Genomic DNA, 14,159 nt, shown 5'->3' on the forward strand with positions numbered 1-14,159 from the left:
GGCCCGAACGCCTAAAGCGCCTTCGTCTGTGCGGTCCGGGCCGCGATCACTCCGCGGGCCGATCCAGCCGATCCGCTTCCGGACCGTCGGTGTCCGCCGGCCGGCCGTCGAGTTGTTGGTGACCGTCGGCCAGGTGACAGGCAGTCCGGTGGTCGGGTCCGACTCGCTCGAGTTCGGGCGTCGCCCGCCGACAGACCGTCGTAAACTCCGAGGCGAGCGTCTCCCGTGCATCCTCCGGATCGCCCGAAGCGAGCCGTTCGACGGCACGTTCGAAAACCGCGTCGGCGTCGGGGTCGCCGATATCGTCGGCGAGGTCGTACTCGGAGCGGAGCGCGGCCTCGACGTCGCTGGTCGGGAGCCGCTCCGGGACATCACGGTCCTCGAGTGCTTCTTCCGGATGCAACAGATCGTACACCGCCTCGAGGTCCATCCCCTCTTCGACCCGCTGGGTGAAATCGAGGAGGGATCGCCAGGTCCGTTGCTCGAGGTCGTACCCTTCGGGTGGAACGACCTCGGGACAGCGCGTGTGGAACCGACAGCCACGGGGTGGATCAGACGGGTCTGGAACGTCACCTTTCAGCCTGACTCGGTCGCCCCGATCCGAGAGGTCCGCCGAGGGAATCGCCGAGATCAGCGCGCGGGTGTACGGGTGCTCCGGGTCCGAGAACAGCTCCTCCGTCGGCCCGACTTCGACGAGTTCGCCGAGGTACATGACACCGACGCGGTCGCAGATGTGGCGAACGACGCCGAGGTTATGACTGATAAGCAGGATACTCAGCCCGAATTCGTCTTGTAGATCCTCCATCAGCTCGAGGATTTCCGCCTGTACCGAGACGTCGAGCGCACTGACCGGCTCGTCGGCGACGAGCAGCCGTGGATTCAACACCAGTGCCCTGGCGAGTCCGATCCGCTGTTTCTGCCCACCGGAGAACTCGTGTGGGTAACGGTCGATGTCGTCGGCCTGTAGTCCGACCCGGACGAGCAGCTTCTCGATGATACTTCGGCGACGCTCCCGATCGGTCATCCCGTGGACGATCAGCGGCTCGGCAAGCGATTCGCCGACGCTCATCCGGGGATCGAAACTCGAGTCCGGGTCCTGGAAGATCATCTGGGCCTCCCGTCGGAACCGTTTCAACTCGGTACTGTCGTACTCGGTAATGTCCTGGCCGTCGAACCGGACGGTTCCGTCCGTCGGGTCCTCGAGACGCAGGATGGTCCGGGCTGCCGTGGACTTGCCACAGCCGGACTCGCCGACGATGCCGAACGTCTCTCCCTCCGCGATTTCGAAGGAGATCCCGTCGACGGCTTTCACGCGGCCGATCTCGTCTTTCAAAACGCCTCTGGTCATCGAGAAGTGCTTCTCGAGGTCGCGGACCTCGAGTAAGGTTCGCTGGGTACTCATCGTTCACCTCCGGTCGATCGTACCGGTCCCCGCACGTCGGTCGGTTCGGGGAGCCCGTCGCTGCCCCTCTGCCAGTGGACGCAGGATACCCCATGCCCGTCCTCGATCTCGGAGAGGGCCGGCTGGTCACCGACACGACACTCCTCGGTCGCGTACTCACATCGGTCGTGGAACCGACAGCCGTCCGGCGGATCGGTCGCGCTCGGGAGGGTCCCCGGGATCGGCTCGAGGTTCGATTGGCCTGGCAGACACTCGAGCAACGCCTCCGTGTACGGATGTGCGGAGTTCTCGAAGATGTCCTCGACGGAGCCGGTTTCCATCACCTTTCCGGCGTACATGACGACGACGCGGTCGGCGATTTCGGCGACGACGCCGAGATCGTGGGTGATGAAGACGATACTCATGTCGTACTCGTCCTGGAGGTCTCGCAGGAGATCGAGGATTTGAGCCTCGATCGTCACGTCCAGGGCGGTCGTCGGCTCGTCGGCGATCAACAGGTCGGGCTCGCACGCGAGCGCGATCGCGATGACGACGCGTTGTTTCATTCCTCCCGAGAACTCGTGGGGGTAGTCGTCGATCCGCGTCGCCGCCTCCGGAATACCGACGTCCTCGAGCAGCCGGATCGCACGCTGGCGGGCCTCGGCCTTCGAGAGGTCGTGGTGGGCGTCGATCGCCTCGCGAATCTGGTAGCCGACGGTGTAGACCGGGTTGAGGGCACCCTGCGGGTTCTGAAACACGTGGCCGATGCGGCCTCCACGCAGTTCCTGCAGTTCGCCCGTGGACAGCTCGGTCACGTCTTCACCGTCGAAGTACACCTCGCCACCGACGATCTCCCCCGGTGGGATCGGGATCAGTTGCGTTATCGATTCGCTCGTGACGGACTTTCCAGAACCGCTTTCACCGACGATACAGACGGTCTCTCCGCGGTCGACGTCGAAGCTGACGCCGTCGACCGCTTTGACGACGCCGTCGTCGGTGTGGAAGTACGTTTGCAAGTTTCGGATCGAGAGGAGTGGGTCGTCAGTCATCGTCATTCGTGTCGTGGATCGAGCGCGTCTCGCAACGCGTCGCCGAGGAAGTTGAACGCCAGTACGGTCAGGAACAGGAACACGCCGGGGATCGTCGCGATCCACCAGGCGTTTTGCAGATCGCCGCGGCCTTCGGAGATCACGCGGCCCCACGACCAGACGTTCGGGTCGCCGAAGCCGAGGAACGCCAACACCGCTTCGTAGAGGATCAGCGACGGAATCGCCAGCGTCGCCGCAGTAATGATCGTGTTCGAGACGTTCGGCACGAGATGGCGCGTGATGATCCAGCGTTCGCTCGCGCCGACGTTCTTCGCGGCGTCGATGTACTGCTCTTCGTTGCGCTGGAGCGCCTCCGAACGGACCAGCCGCGAGGTCGCGGTCCACGTCGTCAGCCCCAGGATGAGGATGATCGTGAACAGGTCGCCACCGTAGAGGTAGACGACGAACAGGATGAGGAAGAACGTCGGGAACGTCAGCATGATGTCGACGAACCGCATCAGCACCTCGTCGACCAGTCCACCGAAGTACGCGGCGGTCGTCCCGACGGCACTGGCCAGCACGACGATCATCAGACAGCCGATGAGCCCGACCATCATACTCACCCGAGCACCGATGACGACGGTCTGGAGGATGTCTTCCCCCGACTGCATGGTGCCGAACGGGTGCTCCCACGTCCCACCCTCGAGTCCGGGAACGTAGCTGTAGAACACGGGCGGCTGGTAGGCGTTCGCGAGGTCCAGTTCCGGCCGTCCGACGATGAACGGACCGAACACGGCGACGAGGAAGATGAACACGAGGAAGACCAGACTCGCGACGGCGGCTTTGTTCTTCTTGAACTCCTTCCAGTAGTGTTTCGTCCGCCGGGGGTTCTGGTACAGCGGCACGAGGCAGTAGAAAAACAGCACCGCGAGGGTCAGCGTGAACAGCCACTCGACGTTGCCGGGGTTCGGAGCGAACTCGACCGGACCGAACTGGTAGTCGACGAGCGGGTCGCGTCGGCTCCCGTACAGGGAGTCGAGAAGCCACGCGAGGGCGATTCCGCCCATGGTCAGATAGGCCGCGACCCGCGTTCGCGTCCACTCGAGGCCGCCGTCGAACTCTTCCCAGTCGACGTCTTCGAACGTGATCTCGTCGTGACCGTCGCGTGTCCCGTCAGTGTGTGTCTCAGTACTCATTAGCGATCACCGAAGTCGATTCGCGGATCGAGGATAGTGTAACAGATGTCCTGGACGAGGTTGCCGATGATCGCGATGAACACCGGGATCAACACCGTCGCCAGCACGAGCGGCGTATCTTGCTGGATGATGGCTTCGTAACTGACGAGGCCGAGTCCGGGAATCTGGAAGATCACTTCGATGACGTACCCGCCGGCGAACAGCAGTCCGAGGATGTCGCCGACGAGGATCGTGATCAACGGCACCATCGCCGGCCGGAAGATGTGGCGGATAGTAACCTGGTTCTCCGAGAGCCCTTTCGCTCGCGCCGTCTTGACGAACTCCGCGTGGACGTACTCCAGTGACTCGGCTCGAGCGTACCGCATCTCCGAGGCGATCGCTGCCGTCGACAGCACGATCACTGGCAGTATCAACTGCTTTGCGTTCTCGAGCGAGAGCAACGCGACGTCCGTCGAGTAGTACGTCGGCAGCCAGCCGAGCATGGTGGCGAAGATGAGGATGAGCATGATCGCGAACCAGAAGTTCGGCAGGCTGATTCCGGTGAACGCAAACAGCGTGGCTGCGTAGTCTTCTTTCGTGTACTGGTGAGTCGCCGAGTAAAGGCCGATCGCGAACCCGAGTATCACCGACAGTACAGTCGCCGGGAAGACATACTGGAACGAGTAAATCCAGGAGTTTGCGATGACATCGACGACCGGCTGGCTGTACATCGACGACCAACCCCAGTCGAACGTCGCCAGTCCGACCATGAAGTTGGTGTAACGTTCCCAGGCGGTGTCGCCGTGTCCGAGTTGTTCTTGATACAGTTCTCGCGCTTCGTCGGCGTCCATCCCCTGCTGGACTTGCTGATCGACGAACTCGGCACCGGCCGCCGAGATCGGCGAGAAATCGAGCAGCAGGAACGTGATCGTCAGCGTGACCCAGGTCGCGAAGAAGGTCCACGCGATCCGCTTTGCGATGTACGCTTTCATTGTCCGTGTCGGTCGGTGTACATTGGATATTGATATCGAAAGCCCCCGTCAACACGGGGCCAACGGCTGCAGTTCGCAGGTGAACCGGCGTTACTGCTCGGATTCGATCTCCCAGCGGTGGATGTCGTACCCCCAGGAGATACTCGGGTCCTCCGTCGGCTCGACGTGGGCACGGTAGCCGTTGAGGTCCTCCGGGAAGTAGAGGAAGTTCCACGGCTGTTCTTCGCTGAGAATACCGTAGACTTCCGCGAGATTCTCCTGTCGCGCTTCGGGGTCGGTCTCCTGTGCGGATTCCGTGAGAATGTCGGCAATACCCTGTGGGTCGTCGTAGCCATACGCGTTGGCGGTGTCCCAGGGCTCGTCGGTCGCACGCCAGTAGCTCTCGGTCGCCTCGGGTGCTCGCGGATACGAGTTGCGCCCGATACCGGCCATCAGGTCCCAGTCCCGTGCGTCCGCCGGTGCGGTGTAGAAGAACTCGTTTAACATCGAGTTCCAGGGCACGGGCTCGAGTTCCACTGCGAGTCCGAGGTTCTCGTCGAATTCGTCCTGGATGTATCGTGCCGTGAGTTCGGTCGCTTCGGCCGAGTCGGAGAAGACGAAATCGAGGACGACCTCCTCCCCGTCGCCGTCGACGACGCGACCGTCCGAGTAGCCGTAGGGGCTGGGAAGGTGTTGCTCGAGTCGCTCTCGAGCGCCGTCGGGGTCGTACTCCCACTGGACGACCTGTGAATCGTCGTAGAACTCGGAGTACTCGGGCTGGAGGGTGTGGGCGACCGTTCCGTAGCCGTGCTGGATGTTGTCGACGATCGACTGTCTGTCGACGGCCATCGTCAGCGCCTGCCGCACCTCGGTGGTGTTGAGCGCGTCCCAGCCGTCGCTTCGCATGTTGTAGAACATGCTCTGGCAGTAGACGGTCGGCGTCCCGATGACCTGGACGTCGTCCATCCCCTCGAATTCCTCGGCACGACGTGCTGGAATATCGGTATTGGTGATCTCACCTGACTGGATCGCCGACAGGCGAGTCGCCTCCTCGCGCATGACCTGGTAGGTCCACTCGTCCATATGCGGCGAGTCCTCGTGGCCGTCGTAGTTGCGCAGGTAGTAGTCGTCGTTTCGCGGCGCGTACATCCGGGCCTCCGTCTCGAGGACTTCGGGCGTGAACGCGCCGAGGTTACCGGTGTACGCGAGGTCCTGGATCTCGTCGTCTTCGTTCAGGCCGTCGCCGTCGCGGTCTTCGACGTACGGCTCGGCCAGTTCCCTGGGCACGACTTCCTGGAAGCCCCAGATGATCGGTTCCTCGAGGAACGACGGGTACGGCTCCGGGGTCTCGATGGTGAACTCGAACTCTCCGGTTTCCTCGACGTTGAACCACGCTTCGTCGCCGTCTTCGTCGGCGGCCTCGAAGCCGTCCGGAACCGCGTCGACCCCCATCCGGAAGTCGTCGTCCATGGAGACTGTCGCCCAGTTGTCTTCGCCCTGGATGATCTCGGTGATGGAGTACACCCAGTCCTCCGCAGTCATCTGTCCGTACGGGTCGCTCCACTCGCCGTACTCGGTCAGCGTGAACGTAAACTCCGTAAAGTCGTCACCGACCTCGATATCACGGACGAGTCGGTAGACGATCTCCCCGTCTTCGTCGATCGTGTACGCGGGATCCATCACTCGGGAGACCCGATTCGACGAGGTCACGTCGGTGATACGGAACACGTTGTAGTTCGGGGCTTCGCTCCCCTGGGCACCAATCCAGTGTCTCGAGTCCCCGTCGCCCGATCCGCCGTTAGCGCCGTCGTCCGCTGCCGGGGCATCCCCCTCGGAGCACCCGGCCAAGAACGCAACCCCACCGACTGCGGTCGATTTCAGCACCGTTCGCCTATTGACACCGTCTGTCGTGTCTCTTGATGGCACAGCAAATGGTTAGATTAAGATAGTATAAAGTTTTCCATCACTTCAATAGTTGTTGTATATCTATTGGAAATCAAGCACTAATCCAATAATCGGGGTCATTATTGTAGAGTCTCACACTATACGACGCATGGCTGAGAATTGTTGGTTGACCAGGCAACTGATGGCGGACAGTGAGTACTATAGCCAGGCGATATTCGAGATACCTCACAGCGTCGGACGACGGTTCACACGAGACTCGGAGACGGAATCAGACGACAGTATAGTCGAGGCCGAACGACACGGCGAGAAATGCCGTCGCGACGAGCGCCAGTCGAATACCTGTACGGAACTGCACGGCGGGGTCACGAGCGCCGGAGCGACCGTCTTGGCCGGTAGACTCGTGCTCGTCGGTTGCATCGTCGATAGCCCGGCGGCGAGAAACCGAGGGGCGGGTCAGCAAAACGGCGAGCGCGAAGCAGCCGATGGCGAGGACGAACAGTGCGTCGACGACGAAGACGACACCCCCATCGAGCATCACACCAGCGACGAAAACGACGCCGATACCGACGATAGCGATCACCGTTGCACGGGAAAGGTGTGATCGATACTGTTCCGTCACGGTAACTGTTCGATACGCGTTACCGATACCCTGTAGCTGTTTCGATGCGAACAGGACCGATCAATCCCGGGACGACTGGCACGCCAGGCCTCGTTTCTCTTCGGCGACAACGAGCCGGCTACTCCAGGCGCAGCTCCCGGGTTTCAACCGCATCACAGACCGGACAGACGAACTGGTAGTGGATTCTGTCTCCCGATGTCGTAACGTCCCACCCATCGTCGGTGTCGTGATACCCGCACTGTCGACACTCGGAATCGGACCTGTCGTACTTCTGGCGGAGTCGGTCGAACGGCGAGCGGTGGGTAGACATATGTTACCACACAACGTGGAGCATAATAACATTCTGGGTCGGAGACGGACACCCCCACAGTTATTGATCGCGGCCTACCTATGGAGGCATATGAGTAATGCCGACGCGGAGCCAGGCGCTGGCGAGGCACCGCAGTCGCCAGCGTCGGCTGCGCTCGAACACCTCGTCGATCCCGTCGTGGCCGTTGCCGACGGCCGGATCAGCTACGCGAACGGTGCGGCTCGGTCGGCGTTCGGAATTCGAGAGGGACAGGTGACCGAGGGCGACGTGACCCCCAGCGACGTGCTGGCGGGCTGGCCCCGACTCGAGGCGGCGATCGACGAGACGACCGTCGGGACCGCTCGGCGGGTCGAACTCGAGGAGGCGGGGTACGTCGCGCGGGTCCACCGAGACGCCGACGCGGCGACGATCGTCTACCGACCCGACGAAAGCGCGACGTCGACGGAGAGCGACCGGGTCGTCAAAGAGCGGGCGATAAACGAAGCGCCGGTCGGCATCACGATCTCCGATCCCGACCGCGAGGACAACCCGCTCGTCTACGTCAACGACGCCTACGAGGAGATGACCGGCTACAGCTACGACGATGTCGTCGGGCGCAACTGCCGGCTCTTGCAGGGGGAAGACTCGAGTGAGGAGGCGATTGCCGAGATGGCAGCCGCGATCGACGAGGACTATCCCGTTACCGTCGAGATCAAGAACTACCGGAAAGACGGCACCGAGTTCTGGAACGAGGTGACGATCGCACCCGTTCGGAACGACGCGGGCGAGGTCACCAACTACGTCGGCTTCCAGAACGACATCACCGCACGGAAGGAAGCCGAACTCGAACTCGAGCACCGGACAGAGGAACTCGAGTATATCCTCGACCGCGTCGAGGGTCTCGTCCAGGACGTTACGGCCGCCGTCGCCGGATCGACGAGCCGGACCGAACTCAAGGAGTCGGTCTGCGATCGGATCGCCTCGGAGGACGCTTACGAGGGGGCCTGGATCGGCGAGCGAAACCCTGCCACCGGGACGGTCGAGGTGCGTACGAGCGCGGGCGTCGACCCGGATTCGGTACCGATCGAGGCCGATCACCCGGCTGCGGACACGCTCCCGAACGAAGCCGTCGCCGTCGACACTATCGATGGGACCACACACGCCGCGTTCCCGCTGTTTTACAACGACATCGAGTACGGCGTGTTGACCGTCTGCACCGACGATTACCGTGAGATCGACGATCGCGAGTCCGTCGTCCTCTCGGCGCTCGCACGGGCCATCGCAAGCGGCGTCAACGCCCGCGAGACCAGCCGGGTGCTCGAGACCGACGCCGTCGTCGCCGTCGAACTCGAGGTCGAAGACGACGCTATCGCGCCGGCCGCGCTTTCGGCCGACGCCGGCTGCCGGCTCGAGTACCGACGGTCGGTCCATCGGTCGGGTGCCGATTCAGGGACTGCGTCGCTGTTTTCCGTCGCGGGCGATCCGGACGCGATCACCGAGGCGGCCGAGGCCCGCGACACTCCCGACCTCGACTGTCGGGTCGTCGTCGAGCGGGACGACGGTTGCCTGATCGAACTCTCGGGCGGCGACGATCCGGTCGCCTGGCTCTCGGAACGGGGTGCCAGAATCCGATCCATCGAAGCCGAAGACGGGCGAACGAGCCTGACCCTGGAGATTCCCCGGTCGGCGAACGTTCGCTCGGTCGTCGAAGCTGTCGAAGACCGCTACGAACGAACGGACGTCCGCTCGTTCCAGCAGCAAGATCGGAGCGGCGAAACGCGACAGGAGTTCGCCGACCGCCTCGAGAGTGACCTCACGGATCGCCAGTTCGCCGCGTTACAACGGGCATACCTCGGTGGCTACTTCGAGTGGCCTCGGCCGACCACCGGCGAGGAGTTAGCGGAGTCGATGGACGTCTCGCGACCAACCTTCCACGAACACTTGCGGACGGCCGAAGGGAAACTCTGTCGGGCCTTCTTCGGCGACGAACGGTCCGAACGGCCCGACCGCTGAATCCGTCGTTACCGGCCTGTAGACTCTCCTTAGCGTTCGAACCGTACCAGGCGTTTATACCACGGGTCGTGATAGCCGGGGGTATGCTCGAGCACGCAGCGCAGGTACCGCTCCAGGCCGGCGGCGAGTTTCTGTACTGGGCGATCGTGTTCTTCGTTCTCGCGATCATCGCGGCGGCGGTCGGGGCCCGCGAAGTCGCCGGTATCTCGATGGAGGTCGCACGCATCTTCGTGCTGGTCTTCATCGTGCTTGCGATCGTGGCGCTCCTGTTGTAGCTGCAGTTGCGGGGGAAACGAGCCCGACGGTCCTTTTTCCCCTGGTCGAGTCGGTCCGTCGCCAGCTACTCGACTCGTTCGCGACCAGTTACGAAATGGCAGCAATTACCACCTTTTCGCCGGTCCGAATCGCGAATCGTCACCGGAATCTTCCGTTCGGTGGGGGAACCGAAACCGGTTACTCTGCGTTGGCAATTCATAACACTCTGGAGACCGAAGGTAACGGAGAGGCGTTACTATGACAGAACTCGGCGGTTTTCAGGACAGGGTCGCTCGCGTCGACCTCTCCGAGGAAGCGGTTGCTTACGAGTCGATCGACGAGGAGGACGCAAAGAAGTACATCGGGGCCCGGGGGCTCGGCGTCAAGTACGTGTTCGAACAGGGACCGGACGTGGACCCGCTCGGACCGGATAATCTGCTCGCGTTTATGAACGGGCCGCTGTCGGGGACGCAGGTGACCATGAGCGGTCGGATCGCGGTCTGTACGAAGTCGCCGCTTACGGGTACGGTTACCGACAGCCACCACGGCGGCTGGTCCGGCGCGCGCCTGAAGTGGGCCGGCTTCGACGGCCTGCTGTTCGAGGGTGAAGCAGACGACCCCGTCTACGCGGTCGTCGAGGACGGCGACGTCGAACTCCGGGATGCCTCCCACGTTTGGGGGAAAGGGTTCCACGAGACCCGTGATACTCTCGAAGAGGAAGTCGAGGGGTCCTACGGAAAGAACCTGAGCATCATGGGGATCGGGCCTGGCGGCGAAAACGAGGTACGCTACGCCTGTATCATGAACGAGGACGACCGTGCCTCCGGCCGGGGTGGTACGGGCTGTGTGATGGGCTCGAAGAACCTCAAGGCAGTCGTCGTCAAATCGAGCACGAAGATGCCCCAGCCGGCCGCTCCGGAGACGTTCAAGGAGGGCCACCAGCAGGCGATGCAGGCTATCCAGGAGTCCGACGTCACCGCGCCCAACGAGGGCGGACTCTCGCAGTTCGGGACGAACGTCCTGATGAACATCACCGAGGAGATGTCCGGCCTCCCCACGAGGAACGGAAAGTACACCTCGACGCGGGACGCCCGCGAGGACGGATTCGCCGACGACGAATTTGATTCCGAACGAGTCAGCGGCGAGAACGTCCGCGAGAACATCCTCGTCGACGAGCCGACCTGTCACTCCTGTCCGGTTGCCTGCAAGAAGGAAGTCGAGGTACAGGCGATGCACAAGGGCGAGGAGATGAACGTTCGGACGGAATCCTACGAGTTCGAGTCGGCGTACGCCCTCGGGCCGAACTCCGGTCACACCGAACGCGACGACATCGCGGTAATGCTCGACCGCTGTAACGACATGGGCCTCGATACCATCGACACGGGCAATATGATGGCGATGGCCATGGAGATGACCGAGGAGGGCAAACTCGAGGACGGGCTCGACTGGGGCGACACCGAAACGATGATCGAGATGATCGAGAAGATCGCCCATCGGGACGGCGAACTCGCCGACCTGCTGGCGAGAGGCGCTCGCCGCATCGCAGACGAGGTCGGAGCCCACGACAACTCCCTCGCGGTCAAGGGTCAGACGATCGCCGCCTACGACCCGCGCTGTATGAAGGGTATGGGGATCGGCTACGCCACCTCGAACCGCGGTGCGTGTCACCTGCGAGGGTACACGCCCGCTGCCGAGATTCTCGGCGTGCCGGAGAAAGTCGATCCCTACGCGTGGGAAGGCAAAGGCGAACTGACCGCGGAGTTCCAGGACCTCCACGCCATCAGCGACTCCTTCGACATCTGCAAGTTCAACGCCTTCGCGGAAGGCATCGAGGAGTACGTCATGCAGTACAACGGCATGACGGGACGTGACGTCACCGAAGAAGAACTGATGGAGGCCGGCGAACGGGTCTACAACCTCGAGCGGTACTACAACAACCTCGTCGGCTTCGACGGTGACGACGACTCGCTGCCCGAGCGGTTCCTCGAAGACGGCGTCCCCGGCCAGGGCGCAAGCGAAGGCGAGTACTGCGAACTCGAGGAGATGAAAGCGGAGTACTACGACTACCGCGGCTGGGTCGACGGCGTCGTGCCGGACGAGAAACTCGACGAACTCGGTATCGAGATCGGTCCCGGAACGGGCGTCAGTAGCGAAGGCGGTGCAACAGCACCCAGCGACGACTGACGGCCGTCGGACCCTCACGCTCGCCCGTCCGTTCGGCGACGATTTCGTGGATTCTTTTTCGGTCGAAAGCGAGATCAGTACGGCCCTCGTGCCGGGAACGCGATGACACAATAGCTATACCCGCGTCGTTCCAATCTGCGTCGTATGATGGCCACGACCCACGCGTTCGTGGGGCTCGTTTTCGCCGCGGCCGTCGCGGTCGTCGCACCGGTAGACGCCGGCACAGTAGCGATCGCAGCGATCCTCGGGGGACTGTTTCCGGATTTCGATGTCTGTGCCACCCACCGGAAGACGCTGCATTTTCCCGTCTACTACTGGGTCTTCGCCGTTCCTGTGGCAGTCCTCGCCGTCCTCGTCCCGACGACGGCGACCGTCGCCGCTGCAGTCTTCCTTCTGGGGGCTGGCGCTCACGCACTGTCGGATCACCTCGGTGGCGGACTCTCCGCGCGGCCCTGGGAGAGACGAGCCCGACGAGCCGTCTATAGCCACTACCACGGCCGCTGGCTCGAGCCGCGCCGGTGGGTTGCCTACGATGGGTCGCCCGGCGATCTCGCGCTCAGTGCCGTCCTGGCGATACCGGCACTTTTCGTTTTCGAGGGGGCGGTCCGGACGATCGTCGTCGTGATGCTGTTGGTCTCGATCGGCTACGCCGTGTTCCGGCGGTACTTCGCCAGCGTCGGCGAACGGGTGCTCGAGGGGCCTGGCTCCGGGCGGTCGGACGGCTCGAACGAGTGAGACGGAGTGCTGTACCGCTGTCCCGGTGCGATCGCTTCGGGGTTTGGCCAAAAATAGCAGCGGCAGTACGACGGCTCTGTCGTTCGCCACCGAAAGCGGATCGACCGCGAACGACGTGGATATCCGAGGTCACCGAGGACGGACACAGAAACGCGATCCAAAACGAGAGACCACCCACCGGAAACGCTCGAGATATCCGCTACGACGGTCCCCGAGCAGTGCCGGTGTGTCGTTCGGCTCGGTCGACAGCGCGGCTCGACCAGTCGGTGTCGGCACGTCGTTCGATCAATCGCCGGCCACTGGCGCAGCCGCTCCGGACTGCCGTTCGCCGTTCGTCAACTCGAGTTCGACGCCGCCGTCGGCGAGCGAGACGACGACATCGTCGAAACACGTCCGGTATTCGGTTGCGTGCTTGCCGGAGGTGTTGATTCGAACCTGCTCTGTGACCAGTCCGGCGTCGGTCAGTTTCTCGACCTTGCGGTAGGCCGTGGAGGTCGGGATGTCACACTGCTCGGAGAGTTCGGTCGCGGTCAGGGCCTCCTCGCTCGTCGCCTCGAGGATGGCCCGGCAGGCGTCGTCGTCCAGCGCCGAGAGCACGGCGTCGGTGTCTACGGTTTCTTCCTCGGTCAGCCATCCTCGCGTCGTTGGGTTCGTAGCGGACATCGTTCACTCTCTACTATCCACCAGTCCCCCTCCAAATGACTCCCAATAAATACAGGGCTCTTTATATGGGGTCGGGTAAATTGGCGGCTACAGCAGTCCTGCGAATTAGGTCGTCACGTGGTGTCTCACGGCACGGAGGGGTTCTTCCGAGTCGATAGGTCCTCGCCGGTATCGGCGGTCGCTGACCGAGGGTTTACGAGGCCGGGGTCCCCATCGATAGCCGTAGATGACCTCGGGGATCCGCGCCGAGATAAAGATCGACGAGCCGCCGTCTTGCGTCGTCGCCGACGCGAGCGCCGCCACTAGCGGGACCGTCCACTCGGTCTCGAAGAGTATCAACCCGACCGAACCCGACCGCGTCAGCGAGGAGTTCCTCCTCGAGCCCGAGGACCCGGACGGCGAGGCGGGACTCGGGGCCGGTGAGAGCGAACACGACGACACAGACGACGTCGAACTGACTGAAATCTTCTCGTACGGCTCGAGTTCGGTCTACCGGTTCACCCGGGAGCTCGGCCGTGGCTGTCCCTGCGAGATCGTCGAGGAGTTCGACTGTCCCGTCGTCGACGTCCGCACGAAGGGATCGGCGCTGTACCTTACGTTCCACGCGCCCGACATGCAGGGGCTCCAGGCGATCATCGGCGAACTGCAACAGCAGTGTGAGACGATCGACGTCCAGCGACTCCTCCAGTCTCAACAGGACCACTCCGAACAGAACCTGGTCTTCGTCGATCGGAGTGTCCTTACCGCACGCCAGCTCGAGGTGCTCGAGACGGCCCACGAGATGGGCTACTTCGAGCACCCGAAGCGTGCCAACGCCGGGGAGGTCGCGGACGCCCTCGACATCACGAGCACGACGTTCACGGAACACCTCGCGGCTGCCCAGACGAAGCTACTCGATGCGATTCTCGACCACGATGGCGGAGGACGATAACTCATGGTTC

Annotated in this window: 13 protein-coding genes; 5 read left to right on the forward strand and 8 right to left on the reverse strand. The window is 62.9% G+C overall.

From position 1 onward, the window contains the following. Window positions 1–46: 46 nt before the first annotated feature. The 7 genes from C446_RS15610 to C446_RS15640 form a co-directional block, all read right to left on the reverse strand. On the reverse strand, window positions 47–1,402 hold the full coding sequence (locus C446_RS15610) for an ABC transporter ATP-binding protein (RefSeq protein ID WP_006674100.1): 1,356 nt from the start codon (window positions 1,400–1,402) through the stop codon (window positions 47–49). Continuing rightward, entirely contained in the window at window positions 1,399–2,436 is a 1,038-nt protein-coding gene (locus C446_RS15615; RefSeq protein ID WP_006674101.1) for an ABC transporter ATP-binding protein, read from the reverse strand. Before C446_RS15615 ends, C446_RS15610 begins: the two co-directional genes overlap by 4 nt. Next, complete coding sequence (locus C446_RS15620) at window positions 2,433–3,605, reverse strand: ABC transporter permease (RefSeq protein ID WP_006674102.1); 1,173 nt, start codon at window positions 3,603–3,605, stop codon at window positions 2,433–2,435. Before C446_RS15620 ends, C446_RS15615 begins: the two co-directional genes overlap by 4 nt. Further along, window positions 3,605–4,576 (reverse strand): ABC transporter permease, encoded by a 972-nt coding sequence (locus tag C446_RS15625; protein ID WP_006674103.1) that lies wholly within the window; start codon window positions 4,574–4,576, stop codon window positions 3,605–3,607. Before C446_RS15625 ends, C446_RS15620 begins: the two co-directional genes overlap by 1 nt. A gap of 90 nt (window positions 4,577–4,666) precedes the next feature. Beyond that, window positions 4,667–6,481 (reverse strand): ABC transporter substrate-binding protein, encoded by a 1,815-nt coding sequence (locus C446_RS15630; RefSeq protein WP_204365919.1) that lies wholly within the window; start codon window positions 6,479–6,481, stop codon window positions 4,667–4,669. A gap of 247 nt (window positions 6,482–6,728) precedes the next feature. Then, complete coding sequence (locus C446_RS15635; RefSeq protein WP_006674105.1) at window positions 6,729–7,040, reverse strand: hypothetical protein; 312 nt, start codon at window positions 7,038–7,040, stop codon at window positions 6,729–6,731. Window positions 7,041–7,197: 157 nt separating this feature from the next. After that, window positions 7,198–7,389 carry an HVO_0649 family zinc finger protein gene (locus C446_RS15640; RefSeq protein ID WP_006674106.1) on the reverse strand — a complete coding sequence of 64 codons (192 nt, stop codon included), beginning with the start codon at window positions 7,387–7,389 and terminating at the stop codon, window positions 7,198–7,200. A 90-nt stretch (window positions 7,390–7,479) separates the two neighbouring features. Here C446_RS15640 and C446_RS15645 point away from each other — a divergent pair, with 90 nt between their 5' ends. The 4 genes from C446_RS15645 (at window position 7,480) to C446_RS15660 (ending at window position 12,555) form a co-directional block, all read left to right on the forward strand. Next, window positions 7,480–9,381: a bacterio-opsin activator domain-containing protein gene (locus C446_RS15645; RefSeq protein WP_006674107.1), complete on the forward strand. Its 1,902-nt coding sequence runs from the start codon at window positions 7,480–7,482 to the stop codon at window positions 9,379–9,381. An 83-nt stretch (window positions 9,382–9,464) separates the two neighbouring features. Further along, complete coding sequence (locus C446_RS15650) at window positions 9,465–9,656, forward strand: DUF1328 domain-containing protein (RefSeq protein ID WP_006674108.1); 192 nt, start codon at window positions 9,465–9,467, stop codon at window positions 9,654–9,656. Between the two features lie 238 nt (window positions 9,657–9,894). After that, window positions 9,895–11,820 carry an aldehyde ferredoxin oxidoreductase family protein gene (locus tag C446_RS15655; RefSeq protein ID WP_006674109.1) on the forward strand — a complete coding sequence of 642 codons (1,926 nt, stop codon included), beginning with the start codon at window positions 9,895–9,897 and terminating at the stop codon, window positions 11,818–11,820. Window positions 11,821–11,964: 144 nt separating this feature from the next. After that, a complete protein-coding gene (locus C446_RS15660; protein ID WP_006674110.1) occupies window positions 11,965–12,555 on the forward strand; it encodes a hypothetical protein in 591 nt (196 codons plus the stop codon). A 285-nt stretch (window positions 12,556–12,840) separates the two neighbouring features. Here the strand turns inward: C446_RS15660 and C446_RS15665 are convergent, their stop codons facing one another. Beyond that, window positions 12,841–13,218 carry a helix-turn-helix domain-containing protein gene (locus tag C446_RS15665; protein ID WP_006674111.1) on the reverse strand — a complete coding sequence of 126 codons (378 nt, stop codon included), beginning with the start codon at window positions 13,216–13,218 and terminating at the stop codon, window positions 12,841–12,843. A gap of 226 nt (window positions 13,219–13,444) precedes the next feature. On the opposite strand from C446_RS15665, the gene C446_RS15670 reads away from it, so the two are divergent. Further along, window positions 13,445–14,149: a helix-turn-helix domain-containing protein gene (locus C446_RS15670; protein ID WP_006674112.1), complete on the forward strand. Its 705-nt coding sequence runs from the start codon at window positions 13,445–13,447 to the stop codon at window positions 14,147–14,149. Window positions 14,150–14,159 lie beyond the last annotated feature (10 nt).

The sequence above is a fragment of the Halobiforma nitratireducens JCM 10879 genome (genome assembly GCF_000337895.1).
Classification (GTDB): Archaea; Halobacteriota; Halobacteria; order Halobacteriales; family Natrialbaceae; genus Natronobacterium; species Natronobacterium nitratireducens.